This window comes from Microbacterium sp. (genome assembly GCF_041909575.1).
GTDB lineage: Bacteria > Actinomycetota > Actinomycetes > Actinomycetales > Microbacteriaceae > Microbacterium.
This window is the reverse complement of the sequence record NZ_JAYRDE010000004.1, coordinates 49,957-67,271: the sequence shown is the minus strand read 5'-3', so window position 1 is coordinate 67,271 and position 17,315 is coordinate 49,957. Positions and strand designations below refer to the sequence as shown.

General features: G+C 72.2%; 16 protein-coding genes and 1 tRNA gene. 7 read left to right on the top strand and 10 right to left on the bottom strand.

Annotated elements, in window-relative coordinates:
• The coding region (locus ACE3O1_RS01410) for a helix-turn-helix transcriptional regulator (protein ID WP_374311674.1) at window positions 1-754 on the bottom strand (754 nt) is incomplete at its 3' end.
• A 141-nt stretch (window positions 755-895) separates the two neighbouring features.
• Between ACE3O1_RS01410 and ACE3O1_RS01405 the strand changes: the two genes are divergently transcribed.
• Both ACE3O1_RS01405 and ACE3O1_RS01400 read left to right on the top strand, forming a co-directional pair.
• Complete coding sequence (locus ACE3O1_RS01405) at window positions 896-1,249, top strand: DUF485 domain-containing protein (RefSeq protein ID WP_374311672.1); 354 nt, start codon at window positions 896-898, stop codon at window positions 1,247-1,249.
• Window positions 1,246-2,859: a cation acetate symporter gene (locus ACE3O1_RS01400; protein ID WP_374311670.1), complete on the top strand. Its 1,614-nt coding sequence runs from the start codon at window positions 1,246-1,248 to the stop codon at window positions 2,857-2,859. The genes ACE3O1_RS01405 and ACE3O1_RS01400 overlap by 4 nt, the downstream gene beginning before the upstream one ends.
• Window positions 2,860-2,924: 65 nt before the next feature.
• Here ACE3O1_RS01400 and ACE3O1_RS01395 read toward each other — a convergent pair whose 3' ends face one another.
• Complete coding sequence (locus tag ACE3O1_RS01395; protein ID WP_374311668.1) at window positions 2,925-3,461, bottom strand: methylated-DNA--[protein]-cysteine S-methyltransferase; 537 nt, start codon at window positions 3,459-3,461, stop codon at window positions 2,925-2,927.
• A gap of 197 nt (window positions 3,462-3,658) precedes the next feature.
• On the opposite strand from ACE3O1_RS01395, the gene ACE3O1_RS01390 reads away from it, so the two are divergent.
• Complete coding sequence (locus ACE3O1_RS01390) at window positions 3,659-7,354, top strand: AAA family ATPase (RefSeq protein ID WP_374311666.1); 3,696 nt, start codon at window positions 3,659-3,661, stop codon at window positions 7,352-7,354.
• Window positions 7,355-7,817: 463 nt separating this feature from the next.
• Here ACE3O1_RS01390 and mscL read toward each other — a convergent pair whose 3' ends face one another.
• The 3 genes from mscL to ACE3O1_RS01375 are packed head-to-tail and all read right to left on the bottom strand — an operon-like array spanning window position 7,818 to window position 9,198.
• A complete protein-coding gene (gene mscL / locus ACE3O1_RS01385; protein ID WP_374311664.1) occupies window positions 7,818-8,231 on the bottom strand; it encodes a large conductance mechanosensitive channel protein MscL in 414 nt (137 codons plus the stop codon).
• Between the two features lie 53 nt (window positions 8,232-8,284).
• Window positions 8,285-8,584: an FmdB family zinc ribbon protein gene (locus ACE3O1_RS01380; RefSeq protein WP_374311662.1), complete on the bottom strand. Its 300-nt coding sequence runs from the start codon at window positions 8,582-8,584 to the stop codon at window positions 8,285-8,287.
• Between the two features lie 17 nt (window positions 8,585-8,601).
• The gene (locus ACE3O1_RS01375) at window positions 8,602-9,198 is read right to left on the bottom strand and encodes a 5-formyltetrahydrofolate cyclo-ligase (protein WP_374311660.1); all 597 of its coding nucleotides are present in this window, start codon (window positions 9,196-9,198) and stop codon (window positions 8,602-8,604) included.
• 113 nt (window positions 9,199-9,311) lie between these two features.
• Between ACE3O1_RS01375 and galU the strand changes: the two genes are divergently transcribed.
• The 4 genes from galU to ACE3O1_RS01355 all read left to right on the top strand — a co-directional run bounded on the left by galU (window position 9,312) and on the right by ACE3O1_RS01355 (window position 12,468).
• A complete protein-coding gene (gene galU, locus ACE3O1_RS01370; protein ID WP_374311658.1) occupies window positions 9,312-10,199 on the top strand; it encodes a UTP--glucose-1-phosphate uridylyltransferase GalU in 888 nt (295 codons plus the stop codon).
• Between the two features lie 26 nt (window positions 10,200-10,225).
• A complete protein-coding gene (locus ACE3O1_RS01365; RefSeq protein ID WP_374311656.1) occupies window positions 10,226-10,855 on the top strand; it encodes a GNAT family N-acetyltransferase in 630 nt (209 codons plus the stop codon).
• A 57-nt stretch (window positions 10,856-10,912) separates the two neighbouring features.
• Window positions 10,913-11,992, top strand: coding sequence for a large exoprotein (locus tag ACE3O1_RS01360; protein WP_374311655.1), 1,080 nt, complete (start codon window positions 10,913-10,915; stop codon window positions 11,990-11,992).
• Between the two features lie 403 nt (window positions 11,993-12,395).
• Window positions 12,396-12,468: transfer RNA gene (locus ACE3O1_RS01355), tRNA-Ala, on the top strand.
• Between the two features lie 89 nt (window positions 12,469-12,557).
• Here ACE3O1_RS01355 and ACE3O1_RS01350 read toward each other — a convergent pair.
• The 5 genes from ACE3O1_RS01350 to hemQ all read right to left on the bottom strand — a co-directional run bounded on the left by ACE3O1_RS01350 (window position 12,558) and on the right by hemQ (window position 17,241).
• Window positions 12,558-13,175 carry a DUF6624 domain-containing protein gene (locus ACE3O1_RS01350; protein ID WP_374311654.1) on the bottom strand — a complete coding sequence of 206 codons (618 nt, stop codon included), beginning with the start codon at window positions 13,173-13,175 and terminating at the stop codon, window positions 12,558-12,560.
• A gap of 109 nt (window positions 13,176-13,284) precedes the next feature.
• A complete protein-coding gene (hemL, locus tag ACE3O1_RS01345) occupies window positions 13,285-14,598 on the bottom strand; it encodes a glutamate-1-semialdehyde 2,1-aminomutase (RefSeq protein WP_374311653.1) in 1,314 nt (437 codons plus the stop codon).
• On the bottom strand, window positions 14,595-15,629 hold the full coding sequence (hemB, locus tag ACE3O1_RS01340) for a porphobilinogen synthase (protein WP_374311652.1): 1,035 nt from the start codon (window positions 15,627-15,629) through the stop codon (window positions 14,595-14,597). The genes hemL and hemB overlap by 4 nt, the downstream gene beginning before the upstream one ends.
• A complete protein-coding gene (gene hemC, locus ACE3O1_RS01335) occupies window positions 15,626-16,555 on the bottom strand; it encodes a hydroxymethylbilane synthase (protein WP_374311651.1) in 930 nt (309 codons plus the stop codon). Before hemC ends, hemB begins: the two co-directional genes overlap by 4 nt.
• Window positions 16,552-17,241, bottom strand: coding sequence for a hydrogen peroxide-dependent heme synthase (gene hemQ / locus ACE3O1_RS01330; protein ID WP_374311649.1), 690 nt, complete (start codon window positions 17,239-17,241; stop codon window positions 16,552-16,554). Before hemQ ends, hemC begins: the two co-directional genes overlap by 4 nt.
• Window positions 17,242-17,315: the final 74 nt, after the last annotated feature.

Genomic DNA, 17,315 nt, shown 5'->3' with positions numbered 1-17,315 from the left:
GGGCGAGCGTCGCGGCGATCTCGGCATTCGTCGCACCCAGCGCCGCGCACGCGAGCACGTCGATTTCTCGCGGCGACAGGCGCACGTCGAGGTCGAGCGGAGCATCCGCTTCCGACATCGACAGCGCGGCGAGCCGGCGCTCGATCCCCGCCAGGCGCTCGCGCACGGCGGGGTCATCGACGACGGCGGCGATGCTCCGCAGCTCGGCGTACGTCTCGCGCAGCTCCTCGCGGGCGGCGGGAGCGAGCGCGGGTCCCTCGGCCGGCGCCGGCACCGCGCTCAGCCGCCGACGCACCTCGTCGCGGATCCGCAGCTCGGACGACAGCTCGCCGGCGACGTCGAACGCCGGGCGGGCGACCACGTCGCCGACAGGCGACTCCGCCCACGATCCGCAGTAGATGACGCCGCGGGCGCGCTCGCCGACGATCACCGGTACGGCGAAGAGCGTCGCGATCCCCTCGCCGAGCACGGCGCGGTCGTAGTCGTGCGTGATGCTGCGCGACGACCGGTAGTCCAGGGCGAGGCGCGGCCGCTTCTCGACCAGCGCCCGTCCGCCCAGACCCCGCGAGGCCTGCACGACGAGTCCCTCGAGACTGCGCGTGCGGGCTCCGACGACGGCCGTGACGTGGATGGCGTCGTCGTGCTCGAGACCGCCGAAGGCGACGGGGAAGCGGGTGCGGCGCACGAGTTCGGCGACGGCGCCGGCGAGAACCTGCGCATCGCTCATCTGTCGGGTGCCGGTCAGCGCGCCCACGCACTACCTACTTCCGGGGGTGACGGCGTCCTCGCCGCTTTTCGTAGCGTCGACCTTACCACCCGGGTCGGCCGCTCGCCCCGCCGCCCGGGCTCCCCACCGGGCGCATCGGCGCGCCCGTCCATGAGGCAAGGAGGCCACATGTCCGATCCCCGGATCGACACCGCCCCACCCGGCGGAATCGACTACATCGCGGTCGAGGAATCGCCCCCGTTCGTCGAGCTCAAGCGTCGCCATCGCGGGTTCGTGTTCCCCATGGCGATCGCGTTCCTCGTCTGGTACTTCGCGTACGTCCTGCTCTCGTCCTTCGCGCCGGACTTCATGGCGCAGCGCGTGTGGGGCGACATCACCGTCGGCCTGATCTTCGGGCTCGGCCAGTTCGTCACCACCTTCGCGATCACCATGACCTACGTCTGGTACGCCAACCGCAAGCTCGACCCGATCTCCGAGGAGATCCGCGACGGGCTCGAGCAGCAGCAGGAGGCCTCCGTATGAATGAGTTCTTCACCGCGGTCGAGGCGGCCGTGACCACGACCGAGAACAACCCCATCCTCAACATCTCGATCTTCGGTGCGTTCGTCGCCGTGACGCTGTTCATCGTGATCCGCGCGAGCCGCAACAACAAGACGGCGGCGGACTACTACGCCGCCGGACGCTCGTTCACCGGACCCCAGAACGGCTTCGCGATCTCCGGCGACTACCTGTCCGCGGCGTCGTTCCTCGGCATCTGCGGCGCCATCGCCATCAACGGCTACGACGGCTTCCTCTACTCGATCGGATTCCTCGTTGCCTGGCTGGTCGCGCTGCTGCTCGTCGCCGAGCTCATGCGCAACACCGGCAAGTTCACGATGGCCGACGTGCTGTCGTTCCGCCTCAAGGAGCGCCCGGTGCGCATGGCCGCGGCGATCACGACGCTCGCCGTCTGCTTCTTCTACCTGCTCGCGCAGATGGCCGGCGCCGGCGGCCTCGTGTCGCTCCTGCTCGGCATCACCGAGCAGCTCGGGCAGTCGATCGTCGTCGCCGTCGTGGGCGTGCTCATGATCGTCTACGTGCTCGTCGGCGGCATGAAGGGCACGACCTGGGTGCAGATCGTGAAGGCGTTCCTCCTCATCGGCGGCGCGCTCGTCATGACCATCTGGGTGCTCGCGATCAACGGGTTCAGCCTCAACACCCTCCTCGAGAACGCCGTCGCCGCCTCGCCGCAGGGCGAAGCCATCCTCGGACCCGGACTGCAGTACGGCGCCAACCCGTGGGACTTCATCTCGCTCGCGATCGCCCTCGTGCTCGGCACCGCGGGCCTCCCGCACGTGCTGATGCGGTTCTACACGGTGCCCACCGCCAAGGAGGCGCGTCGCTCGGTGGTGTGGGCGATCTGGTTGATCGGCCTCTTCTACCTGCTGACCCTCGTCCTCGGCTACGGTGCCGGCGCGCTCGTCGGCCCCGAGGCGATCGCCGCCGCTCCCGGCGGGGTCAACTCCGCCGCCCCGCTGCTCGCGCTGGAGCTCGGCGGACCGATCCTGCTCGGGTTCATCTCCGCGGTCGCGTTCGCCACGATCCTCGCGGTCGTCGCGGGCCTCACGATCACGGCAGCGGCGTCGTTCGCGCACGACATCTACGCGAACGTCGTGAAGAAGGGGAACGTCCCGCCGGACGGCGAGGTCAAGGTCGCCCGTCGCACCGTGATCGTGATCGGCATCCTCGCGATCCTCGGCGGCATCGGCGTGCAGGGTCAGAACGTCGCGTTCCTCGTGGCGCTCGCCTTCGCGGTGGCGGCCTCGGCCAACCTGCCGACGATCCTCTACTCGCTGTTCTGGCGCCGGTTCACCACGCGGGGCGCGGTGTGGAGCATGTACGGCGGCCTCGCCGCCGCGGTGATCCTCATCTTCCTGTCCCCGGTGTTCTGGGGGAGCGAGACGAGCGTATTCAAGGTCGGCACACCCATCTGGCCGCTCAACAACCCCGGCATCGTGTCGATCCCGCTCGGGTTCTTCCTCGGCTGGCTCGGCTCGGTGACCTCGCGCAAGGCGGAGGATCGCCGGAAGGCCGCGGAGATGGACGTGCGCTCCCTCACCGGCTTCGGCGCGGAGAAGGCCAGCAGTCACTGACCCGATCACTCGGGAACGCACGGCCCGGGCGGCTCGCCGCCCGGGCCGTGCTGCGCGCGGGCGGCCTACACGCCCGCGGCACGCTCCAGATCGATGAGGTACTGCTTCACCTCGGGCCGGCCGCCGTACTCGCCGAGCGAGCCGTCCGCCCGCACGACGCGGTGCACCGGCACGACGATCGAGAACGGGGTCGTCGCGCACGCCGTCCCGACCGCGCGCGCAGCTCGCGGGCTCCCTGCGCTGATCGCGACCTCGCCGTACCCGGCCGTCTCGCCGTACGGGATGCCGCACACGGCCTCGAGCGCCGAGCGGGTGAATCCGCGCACGAGTCGCCAGTCCAGCGGCAGGTCGAACACGCGGCGCTCGCCGTCGAAGTACTCGTCGAGCTGCGCGGCGGCGATATGGGCGAGGTCGCCGGTCGCGGCATCCGTCTCGACGGGAACCGGAAGCTCTCGCAACGCCAGCGCCACGCGCTCGAGCTCGGCGCCGAGCGGACCCTCGAACGGGTGGAGGGTGACCACGCCGTCGTCGGTCGTGACGATCAGGACATCGCCGACCGGAGAGGGGTGGACGAGGAACCGGGGCGGGTGCGGCGAGGTCATGCGACCATCCTCGCGCGACCGGGCGACGGGCGGATCGCACAGGGCACAGGCTGTGTGCTGGAGGCGTCGCTCGCGGGCTGGGGAGGAAGGGCTGATCACTCGGCGTGTCCCAATACCGCGAAACTCGGCGCCGCTGCAAGTGGCCCGGCGGATCGCCGCTTAGTGTGGCTCGTGTGTGGCGAGCAGAAGGCAGCGTCGTGGCCGGCGCAGAAGACGCTGTGCACGGCAGCGCGGTGACGCCGAGCGATCTCGGCCTCGCCGAGCCCGATGTCGTGGTGGCGCACATCGCCGACCCCGAGCGCGAGCGCCTGCGGCTGGAGTCCGCCGAACTCGGCGGCCGTTCGACGCTGCTGCACTTCACCGACGCGCTCGACGCCTCGATCGAGATCACCAAGGCGCATCCGGGCAGCCTGCCCCAGTTCATCACCGGACGCTCCACGCTGCTGTCGAACCTCTTCCGCGACGAGGTCGCCCTGCGCAACGCGCGCCTGGCCGCCGAGCGGATCACCGCGAAGAACGTCGAGCTGCGCGCCACCCGCGGCCTCGAGTCCGTGCATCTCGCCGTCGGCCTCGCCCAGTGGCGCATCGGCGGGCTCGAGTGCTCGGCGCCGATCCTGCTCCGTCCGCTCGCCATCCGCCGCCATCACTCCGACTTCGAGCTGAAGCTCCACGGCTCGTTCATCGTCAATCCCGAACTCGTGCGCGCGATGCTCGCCCACTTCTCGATCGAGCTCGACGGCGCCGGCCTCGCGGCCCTGGCCTACGAGGGCGGCGTGTTCAAGCCGCAGCCCGTCATCGACCACCTGCGCGCGCTGACCGGCTGGATCGACTCCTACGTCGTCAAGCCGCGCCTGCTCGTCTCGAGCTTCGCCGACGTCGGCAGCGGGATGTCGCGCGACGCGGCGGATCTCGACCACCCGGTGCTCAACGCGCTCGCCGGTCACCCCGCCGATCGCGAGACGCTCCAGCTGCGCCGCGACGCCGTCGAGCCGGTGGGCCCCGACGAGCGCGCGCCCGCCGCCGACACCCTCCTCCTCGACGCCGACTCCGAGCAGGAGCGCGTCCTCGCCCGCATCACCGCGGGACAATCGCTCGCCGTCCACACGCTTCCCGGCACCGGCGGCACCCAGACCGTGATCAACGCCGTCGGGGCGCTCGTGCACGACGGCAAGCGCGTGCTCGTCGTGAGCGCCCGCAGCTCGACGATCGACGGCATCCGCCACCGCCTCGCCGCCGTCGGCCTGCCCGGCCTCGCCGTCTCGCCCCGGCGCCTGCGCGCCGACCTCATCCGCGCGATCGGCCGCAACGAGAAGGCCGAGAAGCCCAAGGTCGCCGACATCGACGACGCCCTCGTCCGGCTCCGGGGCGTGCTGCGCGACTATCGCGGAGCGGTCACGGCGCAGCATCCGACCCTCGGGGTCTCGGTGCTCGAGATCCTGCGCGCGCTCGCGACGCTCGCCGGGCGCGAGAACCCGCCGACCACTGCGGCGCGTTTCGGCGCTGTGACCCTGGAGCGCCTGGCCGACACGCGCACCGAAGCGGCCGCCAAGCTCGCCGCCGCCGCACGGCTGGGGGAGTTCCGCTTCGGTCCCGACGACTCGCCCTGGTACGGCGTGTCGTTCGCGACGACGGAGGAGGCCCGCGCCGCCCACGCCCTCGCCGGCAAGCTGCAGCGCAGCGAGCTGCCCAGCCTGCTCGAGCGCGGCTACGAGCTCATCGCGCAGACGCGCATGCGCCCCTTCCACACGATCTCCGAGCTCGGGGCGTACCTGCGGGTGCTGCAGGGCATCCGGGATTCGCTCGACAAGTTCAGCCTCACGGTCTTCGAGCGGCCGCTCGGCGAGCTCATCCAGGCGCACGGACCCCGCCGCGACTCGCCGAACATGACCGGAGCCAACCGTCGCCGCCTGCGCCGGCTCTCGCGCGAGTACGTGCGCCCCGGGGTGCACGTGCCCGACATGTACGAGGCGCTCGTGCGCATCCAGCAGCAGCGCACCGAATGGCAGCGCTTCGTCGACGCCGGTGTCACGCCCGAGGTGCCGATCGGCCTGGCCGACGTCCACGTCGCCTGGTCGCGCGTCGAGGCGGAGCTGGGCGAACTCGACGCCATCCTCGGCCGCACCGGCGCCGAGCGTCTCGCCACGCTACCCGTGAAGCAGCTCGTGCGCACGCTCGCCGGCCTCGCCGCCGAATCCGACGTGTTCGACAACCTCAAGGAGCGCGCCACCCTGCGCACCGAGCTCGCCGCGCTCGGCCTCGAGCCGCTGCTCACCGAGCTCTCGGTGCGGCACGTGCCCGAGGAGCGCGTCGCCGACGAGCTCGAGTACGCGTGGTGGCAGTCCGCGCTCGAGCAGCTGTTGCGCACCGACCGTGCGGTGCTCGGAGCCAACACCGCCGTCGTCGATCGCCTGGAACGCGACTTCCGGCTCGTCGATGAGGCCCATGCCGCGGCATCCGGACCTCTCCTCGCATCGCAGCTGGCGACGCAGTGGCGCATCGGCATCGTGGACGAGTCCGACGAGGCCGCCGCACTGAAGCTCGCGCTCAAGAACGGCGAGATCTCCGCGACGCGGCTGGCCGAGGTCGCGCCGACTCTCTCGCGGACGCTCGCGCCGGTGTGGCTGGCGTCGCCCTACGACGTTCCGCTCCTGCCGGCCGCGCCGTCGTTCGACGTGGTGGTGATCGCGGATGCCGCGGCCCTGTGTCTCGCGGAAGCCGCGCCTGCGCTCCGCCGCGCCCGGCAGGTCGTCGTGTTCGGCGACCCCGTGACGCAGAAGCCCACGCCGTTCCGTGTCGCCGCCGGTGCGCCGGCAGAGGAGCCCGAGGTGCCGTTCGACGCGGTCAGCGTGTTCGAGCGCCTCGCCGAGCTGCTGCCCGTCGAGACGCTCACCCGCAGCTACCGCGCCGGCGGCGAGGACCTCGCCGAACTCGTCAACGACGCCTTCTACGGCGGCGAGATCGTGTCGCTGCCGTGGGCCGGGTCGTACCTCGGGCGCGGCAGCCTGGGCGTGGACTACGTCGAAGGCGGCACCGGAGCCCCCGATCCCGTGACCGGCGCGGTCGAGAGCCCCGACGCCGAGGTGCAGCGCGTCGTGACGCTCGTCGTCGAGCATGCGATCAACCGCGGCTCGGAGTCGCTCATGGTCGTGACAGCCAGCCCGCGGCACGCGGAGCGGATCCGCGCGTCCGTCGAGGCGGCTTTCGCCGGACGATCGGATGTCGCGGACTTCCTCTCTCGCGACACCGCCGAGCCGTTCGCCGTGCTGAGCCTCGAGGAGTCCGTCGCCGAGAGCCGCGACCGGGTGATCTTCTCGCTCGGATTCGGGCTCACCAAGCACGGCCGTGTGCTCAGCGACTTCGGCGACCTGTCGACCCCCGACGGGGAGCGCCTGCTCACGGTCGGGATGACGCGCGCCCGCCGGTCCATGGTGATCGTGTCGTCGATCCGCCCCTCGGCCTTCGACGACGGACGCCTCGAGCACGGAGCCGCGACCCTGATGTCGATCCTCGGGGGCATCGCCGCGCGGGCGCGAGACGCCCGCCTCGAGGATCTCGCCGATCCGCTCACCCTCGCGCTCGCGCGCGAACTGCGTCGCTGCGGGCTCTCGGTCGACGTGCACTACCGCGGACTGCTGCCGCTCGTCGCGCAGTACGGCGGCAAGGCGGTCGTCGTGGAGAGCGACCCCGAGACGATCGGCGAATCGCTGCGCGAGTCGCTGCGACTGCGGCCGCAGATCCTGCGCCGGCTCGGCTGGCACTACGTTCGCGTGCACTCGTTCGACCTGTACAGCGACCCCGCGGGAGTCGCCCAGCGGATCGCCGCGATGCTCGGCGTGCCGCCCGAGGCCCCGCGCGTCGAGACCGACACGCAGCCGCTCGATGTGTCCGACTGAGCGCCAGCGCATCGAGCGGGTCCCCGGTTCCCGTCGGGTGCGGCTGACCCCGGCCCCCGGTACGAGCGCCGAGCCGGTGGCGGGCGACGAGTCCGCGGATCCCGGCCGCGCCGCGGCATCCGCTGCCTCTACCGGCCCGAACGACGAGCGCCTGAGGCAGGACGTGCCCCCGCACTATTGACGCGAGCCGGGTCAATGCCGCGCAGCGGCGTTGAGGCGTCTCGGGTGAAGATCGAGTGCGCCGCGCACCGGCGTGTATCGAGATCTCCCGCCTGCGGCGCCGGATCGGCTCCGGCCCCTCGGGCGCATAACTCCTGCACTTTCGCGGGCCGTCAGGCCCCGCGCCCCGGGATTCCGCGGCCGCGACCGCCGGCCGCGGGCAATCTGCAGGAGTTCTGCGCCGCAGGGCGGGAAGAACGGCGCAGCACGGCGCGCATCGCGCGCACCGCGCGGCCCGGCGGGATCAGGCCTTCGGCTGGGCGGCGAGCAGGTCGCGGATCTGCACGAGCAGTTCCTGCTCGGTGGGGAGCTTCGGCTCCTCGTCGGCGGGGGAGACGCCGGCCTTGGCGGCGGCGCGCTCCTTGATCCGGTTCATCGGGTAGACGAATACGAAGTAGACCACCACGGCCACCGCGAGGAACGCGATGATCGCGTTGATCAGGTCGCTGATCGGGAAGGTGACCGGGCCCCACAGGCCCTCCACGGTGAAGCCGATCTTCCCGTTCGCGTCGGGCTTCCAGAAGAGTTCGATGAGCGGATTGATGATGCTCGCGACGATCGAATTGACGACCGCCGTGAACGCCGCGCCGATGACCACCGCGACGGCCAGGTCGATGACGTTGCCGCGGAGGATGAACTCCTTGAAGCCTCTGATCACGTGCTGCTCCTCACTGTCGCCGGCTTCCGCCGGTGTGGACCCGGCCCCGCCGGTCAGGACCCGGACGAGGCCGCCGGCTTCGCGGAGGACGCCGCCGGCTTCGCCTCGGACTTCGATGATGCCGAACCCGACGAGGAGGCGCCAGCCGAGGCATCCGTCCCGCCGCCCGAACCCGACGCGCGCGAGTCGGTGCGGTAGAAGCCCGAGCCGTTGAAGGTCACGCCGATCGAGCCGTACTCCTTGCGCAGCGGTCCGCCGCATTCGGGGCACTCGGTGAGGGTGGGGTCGGCGAAGGACTGCACGGCGTCGAAGCGGTGGCCGCACTGCTTGCAGGCGTAGGCGTAGGTGGGCATGTCTCTCTCAGGGGCTGTCAGCGCCGGGCGGGCGCGAGGACCAGGGTCTGCGTGGGGGTGACGGCGCCCGTGACGGGCTGGTCGTGCACGTCGCTGGGCACCTCGTCGAGCACTTCGGAGTCGAAGACCACCGCGTACACGGGCGGGCAGCGGTGCATCGAGCCGATCGTCTTGTCGAAGTAGCCGCGGCCCCAGCCCAGGCGCATGCCGCTGCGGTCGACGGCGGCCGCCGGGATCACGAGCAGGTCGACGTCGTTGACGGCGATCGGTCCGATGAGCTCGCCGACGGGCTCAGGCAGGCCGAACATGCCCTCGGCGATGTCGAGGTCGCGCGTCGCGACCGACCAGTCCAGCAGGCCGTCCGTGCGGGTGACCGGCAGGAGCACGCGGATGCCGCGCTCCACCGCCGCCGCTACGAATTCGCGCGTTCCCGGCTCGGTCGTCGTCGAGAGGAAGCACGACATCGAGGTCACGCCGAGCCGGTCGACCAGGGCGTCGAGCTGGGAGCGGATGCCGTCGGCGGCGAGTTCGCGCTGGTGCGGCGTCAGCAGCTGCCGACGCTCGCGGAGCTCCGCGCGCAGGGCGCGCTTCGCATCGGCGATCGCGTCGGACATGCCCTCGATTCTAGGCGGCGCGCGGGTCGGCAGCGTCGCATGCGGGCTATCGGCTGCGCCACGCGGTGTCAACGCGCGGAGGAGGTGCAGCCGGTCGCCCTAGAATGCCAGGCATGCCCAACACCCCCATGAAGGCTGTCATCCCGGCCGCAGGTCTCGGAACCCGCTTCCTCCCGGCGACGAAGGCGATGCCCAAAGAGATGCTCCCCGTCGTCGACAAGCCCGCGATCCAGTACGTCGTCGAGGAGGCCACCCAGGCCGGCATCGACGACATCCTGATCATCATCGGCCGCAACAAGAACAATCTCTCCAATCACTTCGACTCGGTGCCCGAGCTCGAGGACAACCTGCGCAATAAGGGTGACGAGGACAAGCTCGCGAAGGTTCAGGCCTCCAGCGAGCTCGCCGACATCCACTTCGTCCGTCAGGGCGAGCCCAAGGGGCTTGGCCACGCCGTGCTGCGCGCGAAGGCCCACGTGGGAAGCTCCTCGTTCGTCGTGATGCTCGGGGACGACCTCATCGACGAGCGCGACCCGCTGCTCACCACGATGATCGCCGAGCACGAGCGCACCGGTGCGACGGTCGTCGCGCTCATGGAGGTCGATCCCGAGCACATCCACATGTACGGTGCCGCAGCCGTCGAGGAGACCGGCACCGACGGGATCGTACGCGTCACGGGCCTCGTCGAGAAGCCTTCGAAGGAGGACGCCCCCTCCAACCTCGCCGTCATCGGCCGGTACGTGCTGACGCCCAGCGTCTTCGAGATCCTCGCGCGCACCGAGCCCGGGAAGGGTGGGGAGATCCAGCTCACCGACGCTCTGCAGGAGCTCGCCGCCGACCCCGACGGCCCCGGCGTGCACGGCGTCGTGTTCAGCGGTCGCCGGTACGACACCGGCGATAGGGTGGACTACATCAAGGCCATCGTCCAGCTCGCCGCCGATCGCGACGATCTCGGCCCCGAGCTGCGGCCGTGGTTCAAGGAGTTCGCGGCGAAGCTCTGACGCCGCCCGTTCGAGGGGGTGGTGACGTGGATCTGACGGCTCCGCGCAGCCACGGACCGGTGTCGATCCGGCTGGTGCGCCAGCGGGACGCCCGGACGCTCCAGAACGAGCTCCTGTCCAATCGGGACTGGCTGCGCCCGTGGGAGGCGACGAGCCCCGACGGGCCCGTCTCGTTCGACATGCGCCTGGGCGTCCGACGCCTGCTGCAGCAGTACCGCGACGGCGCCGGGGTGCCCTTCGTCATGGAGCACGACGGCAACATCGCCGGACAGCTCAACGTGTGGGGGATCGCGCGCGGGTCGCTCGCTTCGGCGACGATCGGCTACTGGGTGAGCAAGCGGTTCGCAGGGCGCGGCATCACGCCCACCGCCGTCGCCCTCGCGACCGACGTGTGCTTCAGCGAGCTGCGCCTGCACCGCATGGAGATCTGCATCCGGCCCGAGAACGCCGCGAGCCTCCGCGTCGTCGAGAAGCTCGGCTTCCGCTACGAGGGGCTGCGCCGCAGATTCATCCACATCGACGGCGACTGGCGCGACCACTACGCGTTCGCCCTCGTGCGCGAGGACGTGCCGGACGGGGTGCTGCGACGGTGGATCGACGGGCGTGCGCCGGCGGATGCCGCGACGGTGCCGCCCGCGGACCGCCTGCACGCATAGGACGACACGCGAACGGATGCCGCGGCCCGGGCGCCCGCGGCACGTACGGTTGTCCCCATGGACGGTCAGGTGCTGGGCGGGGGCGTCATCATGCTCGTCGCCGTGCTCCTGTGGCTGGTCTATCTGCTTCCGTCGTTGTACAGCCGGCGCCAGTACGACGCCGCCGAGCGCAACGCGGTGCGGCTCAATCAGGCCTTGCGCGTGCTGGCCGAGACGAGCGAGACGCCCGCGGAGGTGCGCCTCGAGCTCAACGCCCGCACGGCGATGGCCCAGCAGCGGCTCGCACGCCAGGCCCTCGCCGAGCGCGAGTCCGCGGCGCTCGAGCAGGCCCGCGTCGAACTCGAGCGCGCCCGCCCCGACGGGGTGACGAGCGTGGCGTTCGCGAAGGTGGAGCTCGCGCGCGCCCGCGGTGCGCGCGCGGCCGCCGAGGCCGCCGCGCGGGCCGAGATCCAGGCGGCTCAGGCCGCCGCGCGGGCCGAGATGCTCGCCGCGCAGGCCTCGGCGCGCGCCGAGATCGTCGCCGCACGCTCCACTCCGCCGGCTCGCCGGGCGCGGGCGCGGCGCTGGTTCCGGTTCGCGGCGACGCTCGCCGGGGTGGGCGGTCTGGCGCTCGCGGGCTGGGGAGCCTTCGCGGTCGTGACGACCGGCGCGCAGCTGTGGCTGTGGGCCGGTGGCGCAGTGGCCGCGGCATCCGGTCTCGTTCTTCACCGGCTCTCCCGCGTCGCCGCGCGCGCCGCGGTGAGGGTCGCCCAGGCGCCGGTCGAGCGCCCCGATGTACGGCTGCAGGACGTCGAGCTCGAGCAGGCGTCGCGCGCGTGGGCGCCGCGAGAGCTGCCCCGCCCGCTCACCGCGTCTGCGGGCTCGCGCGCGGCCGCGGTGCTTGAAGCCGAGGCGGCACGCGAGTCGCTGCGTCAGGCCGCGCTCGAAGAGGCCATGCGCGAGCGGGCGGAAGCCCAGCGGCCGCCGTCGATCGACACGGCGCGGGTCGCCCGCGTCGGCGGTTCGGCGGGTGCCGGGGGTTCGGCGGGTTCCGGGAGTTCGGCGGGTTCGGACTTCGTGCGCATGGGCTACGTCGACGACGCCGAGATCGAGGCGCACGTCCGCGATCTGCTGACGCGCCGCGCGTCCGGCGAGTAGTCGCCGAGTTCGCCGGGTCTCGTCGAGAGAGCGCGGACGACCGATTCGGCGGCCGTGAAGCGGTCAACCGTACGCTCTCCGTTCGCGCGGGGATGAGGGCTGGCGCCGGCGTCTGCGGAACTCCACGGATCTCGACGCCACCGCCGCGGAAGCCCTCGGTGCGGCGCGGACGGCGGCGGGGCCGGATGCCGATTCCGTGGAGTTCTGCAGGCGTCGGTCGCGGGATCGGCCGGGGGTGCGCGGAGCCGCGGTGTCCGTACTCCTCACGCTCGGCGCGGAATCGGCGTGACCGCGGGGAAAGTGGCCGAAGGCGGCGGATTCTTGAGGAGTTATGGCGCGGCGGCCGGTGGAACAGGGCGGCGCGGGAGGCCTCTCGGAGCGTGATAATCTAACGGAGGTTCACGGGCCTGTAGCGCAGTTGGTAGCGCGCCTCGTTCGCATCGAGGAGGTCAGGGGTTCGATTCCCCTCAGGTCCACGAAACGCCGAAACGCCCCCTTGCGGGGCGTTTCGTCGTTTCGTTGAGCGGTCCGACGGAGTCCCCTCAGGTCCTGCGTCGGACAGCCCTCAGAACTCCTCCGTGCAGATCGCCTCCATCTCGGCGTAGTAATCCGCCAGCGGCGGGAGCGAGGCATCCGCTCGTCTGTCATCGACCGATGCCTCCTCGGCGATCGGGACCACCGGGGCGGGGCCGTCCTCGCCGCACGCGACCTGTGTGCCGTAGACCTGGGGCTCACCCAGGTTCACCGCCACCCGGTCCGTCAGATAGGCGACGTTCCCGGGTGAGGCGTCATCGGCCTCCGCGGCCACGACGAGGTGGTGCAGCGCATACTGCTGGAACTCGACGTCGTGGTCGGAGTGCTGGGCGATCGCCCAGGCGGCGTCCTCCGCCTCCTCGCCCACGAGGGAGTAGCCCGGCCAGCCGTGCTCGTCGATGATCTCGGCCAGGCGCTCGGTGCGCGGCGCGTCACCTCCGAAGTCGGCTCCTTCGAGGCGTTCCGCCTGGTCGTCCTCGAGCAGCTGGAGCAGCTCGTCGCGCAGCTCCTCGTCGACCTGCTCGGCGATCGTGTGGACGAGGATGTCGTGGCTCGGCGACGTGGACGGTGCGCCGGCCGGTGACCCGGCGCACGCGCTCAGCGCGAGCACACCCGCGGCGAGGACGGCGAGCAGCGGTGACCGGCGCATGGCGCCGACGCTACCGTCCATCCCCTGTGCAGGACATCTCCCGCACGCAGGACGCTCGGCCGGGGAATCGTCCTGCGGAGCGGATTTCTCCTGATCGCCGTTGCCGGGGTCAGGCCGGGGAGGCCTCGGCGGCGGCCCGAGCGGCGGCAGGGAGCGCGTCGATGATCTGGGCAACGGCCTCGTCGTCGTGCGCGGCCGAGACGAACCAAGCCTCGAAGACCGACGGGGGCAGCGAGACGCCCTGCTCGAGCATCGCGCGGAAGAACGGCGCATACCGGAACGCCTCCTGCGCCTTCACCGAGTCGTAGTCGGTGGGCGGGGCCGCGGCGAACTGGATCGAGAACAGGTTCCCCGAGCGCTGCACGACGTGTGTCACCCCGGCGTCAGAGAGGGCGGATGCCGCGGCCTCCGCGATCCGGGAGGCGGCGGCGTCGATGCGGGCGTAGGCGTCGGCGTCGAGGTGGTCGAGCGTGGCCCGTCCGGCGGCGACGGCGAGCGGATTGCCGCTCAGCGTGCCCGCCTGGTACACCGGTCCGAGCGGGGCGAGCAGCTCCATGAGCGCCGCCGATCCGCCGAGCGCGGCGAGCGGGAGACCGCCGCCGACGACCTTGCCGAACGTGATGAGGTCGGGGGAGAACGGCACCGGGTCGATGCCGTACCAGCCCGCGGGGCCGACCCGGAAGCCGGTGAGCACCTCGTCAAGGATCAGCAGCGCGCCGTGGGCGTGAGCGAGGTCGGCGATCGCGGCGTTGAAGCCGTGCGCGGGCGGCACGATGCCCATGTTGGCCGGCGCGGCCTCCACGATGATCGCGGCGATGTCCGAGCCGCGCGCGGCGAACACCTCCCGGAGCGCCTCGAGGTCGTTGTAGGGCACGACGAGCGTCTGCGCGGCGATCGGCGCGGGGACCCCCGCCGAGCCGGGCATCGCCAGCGTCGCGACGCCGGACCCCGCCTCGGCGAGCAGGCCGTCGGAGTGCCCGTGGTAGTGCCCGGCGAACTTCACGATCAGGTCGCGGCCGGTCGCGCCCCGCGCGAGGCGGATCGCGGTCATCGTCGCCTCGGTGCCCGTCGACACCAGGCGCACGCGCTCGATCGGACGCGCGCCGTCACGCGTCACCCGGGCCTCGATCAGCTCGGCCAGCTCGGTCTCGCCGGGGGTGGATGCACCGAACCCGAGGCCGTGGGACGCGGCATCCTGCACCGCCTTCACGACGGCCGGATGCGCGTGCCCGAGGATCGCGGGACCCCACGACCCGACGAGGTCGACGTACTCGCGCCCCTCGACGTCCGTCACGCGCGGGCCCGAGGCCGACACGAAGAACCGGGGGGTCGTGCCGACCGACCCGAATGCGCGCACGGGGGAGTTGACCCCTCCCGGCATGGCGCCGCGGGCGCGCTCGAACTCCTGCTCGTTCGTCGTCATCGGATCCATCCCGCCAGCTCGGTGGCCCAGTAGGTGAGCACCGCGTCGGCTCCGGCGCGACGGATGCCGAGCACCGACTCCTCGATCGCGCGGCGCCGGTCGATCCAGCCGTTGGCGGCGGCGGCCTCGATCATGGCGTACTCGCCCGACACCTGATACGCCCAGACGGGGACGGGGCTGGATGCCGCGGCATCGGCCAGCACGTCGAGATAGCTCATCGCCGGCTTGACCATGACGATGTCGGCACTCTCGGCGACGTCGAGGTCGATCTCGAGCGCACCCTCGCGACGGTTCGCGGGGTCGAGCTGGTAGGTGCGGCGGTCGCCCTCGAGCGAGGACTGCACGGCCTCGCGGAACGGTCCGTAGAACGCCGACGCGTACTTCGCGGCATAGCCGAGGAGCGGCACGCCGGCGTGACCGGCGCCGTCGAGGGCGTCGCGCACGGCGGCGACCTGACCGTCCATCATGCCGCTGAGCCCGAGCAGCTGCGAGCCCGCCTCGGCCTGCGCCACGCCCATCTGGCGGTAGCGCTCGAGCGTGGCGTCGTTGTCGACCGCGCCGTCGCTGTCGAGCACGCCGCAATGGCCGTGGTCGGTGAATTCGTCCAGGCACAGGTCGGTCTGCACGACGAGCGCACTCCCCGCCTCGGCGACGGCGATGCGCGTGGCGACGTTGAGGATGCCGTCGGGATCGGTCGCACCCGATCCGGTCGCGTCCTTGTGCTCGGGCACCCCGAACAGCATGATGCCTCCGATGCCGGCGGTCGCGGCATCCGTCACCGCCTGCTTGAGGGACTCCGTAGTGTGCTGCACGACGCCGGGCATGGACGAGATCGGCACCGGCTCGCTCGCGCCCTCGCGGACGAACATCGGGAGCACGAGGTCGGCGGGGTGCAGGCGGGTCTCGGCGACGAGGCGCCGCATCGCCGCGGTGGCGCGCAGGCGTCGGGGGCGCACGACGGGGCGGTCCGCGGGGGCGGGCCGGGGGTGTCCGAGGGGGTGGGCCCCCTCGGAGGCGTGGGCAGAGTTCATGGGCGGGCTCCGGTGAGGCCGGCGGCGCCGGCGTCGATCAGTTCGCGGGCGACGCGGGCCGCGACCTCGCGCGACGGGTCGCCGTCGTCGGGCCATGTCGCCGCGTGGGAGGAGGTCAGCACGGTCCGGCCGTCGAGGCTGTAGACGCTGGCCGAGAGGAGGAGGAGTCCGGCATCCACGACGGCGCGGGCTCCGAGCGGGGCGGAGCAGCCGGCTTCGAGGAGGGCGAGCACCTCGCGCTCGGCCTCGACGGCGGCGCGGGTCTCGGCGTGGTCGAGCGCGTGGACGAGGCGCTCATCGCCGCGGCGCACCTCGACCGCCAGGGCGCCCTGCCCCGGCGCCGTCGGCCAGCGGTCGGCGTCGAGGTACTCGGTGATGACGTCGGTGCGGCCGAGCCGGCGCAGCCCCGCGGCGGCGAGGACGACGGCGTCGAGATCGCCCGGCGCGACGCGGCCAAGGCGCGTGTCGACGTTGCCGCGGATGTCGACGACCTCGACATCCGGTCGCTTCGCGCGCAGCTGCGCCATGCGGCGCGGCGATCCGGTGCCGATCCGGGCGCCGGCGGGCAGGGACTCGAGGGTCAGGCCATCCCGCGCGCACAGGGCGTCGCGCGGATCTTCGCGTGCCGGGATCGCGGCGACGACGAGCCGGTCGTGCGGGGCCGTCGGCAGGTCCTTGAGCGAGTGCACGATCAGGTCGCAGCGGTCCTCGAGGAGGGCGTCGCGCAGGGCTCCGGTGAAGAGCCCGGCACCGCCCGCGCGGGAGAGGGGCTCGTTCGAGCGGTCGCCGTCGGTCGTGATCGTGACGAGCTCGGTGCGGGCGCCGGTCGCGTCGGCGAGGTCGTCGGCGACCATCCCCGTCTGCGTAAGGGCCAGGGCGCTGCCGCGCGTGCCGATGCGCAGCACGTCGTTCGACGCGGCGCTCACGCCAGGACCTCGGCGATCTCGTCCAGTCCGATGCGGCGGCCCGTGAAGAACGGGACCTCTTCGCGCACGTGACGCCGGGCCTCGGTCTGCCGCAGGTGGCGCATCAGGTCGACGAGGTCGACGAGCTCGGGCGCCTCGAGCGCGAGGATCCACTCGTAGTCGCCGAGCGCGAACGAGGCGACCGTGTTGGCGAGCACCTGGCGGTACTCCGAGCCCTTCCGGCCGTGGTCGGCGAGCATCGCGCGCCGCTCGTCGTCGGGCAGGATGTACCACTCGTACGACCGCACGAACGGGTAGACGGTGAGCCACGTCTCGGGCTCCTTGCCGCGCATGAACGCGGGGAGGTGGTTCGCCGTGAACTCGGCGTCGCGGTGCACGCCCATGGCGTTCCACACCGGCACGAGCGTGCTCAGGGGCTCGGCGCGCCGCAGGGTGCGCAGCGCGGCCTGCAGCTTCTCGGGGGCGACATCCGTGCCGTGCAGCCACACCATGAGGTCGGCGTCGGCTCGCAGGCCCGACACGTCGTACCAGCCGCGAACCGTGACGCCGGATGCCTCGACCTCGGCGACGGCGGCGGTCAGGTCGCCTGCCGGTGCGGGGTTCGCGGGGTCGCGGCGGAAGACGGCCCACAGGGTGTAGCCGAGCGCCTCGTTCTCGGACGGGGGGACAGCCGAGGTTTCGCTCATGGGTTCCATTGTTTCACCCTGTCGCCGGGCCCGGTGCCGGGGGCTGTCTGTGCACAACGTCGGCAAATCCGCGC

Bases quoted from the DNA above. Each gene is read 5' to 3' on its own strand.
- ACE3O1_RS01405 (WP_374311672.1), top strand. From the start codon at position 896: ATGTCCGATCCCCGGATCGACACCGCCCCACCCGGCGGAATCGACTAC.
- ACE3O1_RS01400 (WP_374311670.1), top strand. From the start codon at position 1,246: ATGAATGAGTTCTTCACCGCGGTCGAGGCGGCCGTGACCACGACCGAG.
- ACE3O1_RS01395 (WP_374311668.1), bottom strand. From the start codon at position 3,461: ATGACCTCGCCGCACCCGCCCCGGTTCCTCGTCCACCCCTCTCCGGTC.
- ACE3O1_RS01380 (WP_374311662.1), bottom strand. From the start codon at position 8,584: ATGCCCACCTACGCCTACGCCTGCAAGCAGTGCGGCCACCGCTTCGAC.
- ACE3O1_RS01375 (WP_374311660.1), bottom strand. From the start codon at position 9,198: ATGTCCGACGCGATCGCCGATGCGAAGCGCGCCCTGCGCGCGGAGCTC.
- galU (WP_374311658.1), top strand. From the start codon at position 9,312: ATGCCCAACACCCCCATGAAGGCTGTCATCCCGGCCGCAGGTCTCGGA.
- ACE3O1_RS01360 (WP_374311655.1), top strand. From the start codon at position 10,913: ATGGACGGTCAGGTGCTGGGCGGGGGCGTCATCATGCTCGTCGCCGTG.
- ACE3O1_RS01350 (WP_374311654.1), bottom strand. From the start codon at position 13,175: ATGCGCCGGTCACCGCTGCTCGCCGTCCTCGCCGCGGGTGTGCTCGCG.
- hemL (WP_374311653.1), bottom strand. From the start codon at position 14,598: ATGACGACGAACGAGCAGGAGTTCGAGCGCGCCCGCGGCGCCATGCCG.
- hemB (WP_374311652.1), bottom strand. From the start codon at position 15,629: ATGAACTCTGCCCACGCCTCCGAGGGGGCCCACCCCCTCGGACACCCC.
- hemQ (WP_374311649.1), bottom strand. From the start codon at position 17,241: ATGAGCGAAACCTCGGCTGTCCCCCCGTCCGAGAACGAGGCGCTCGGC.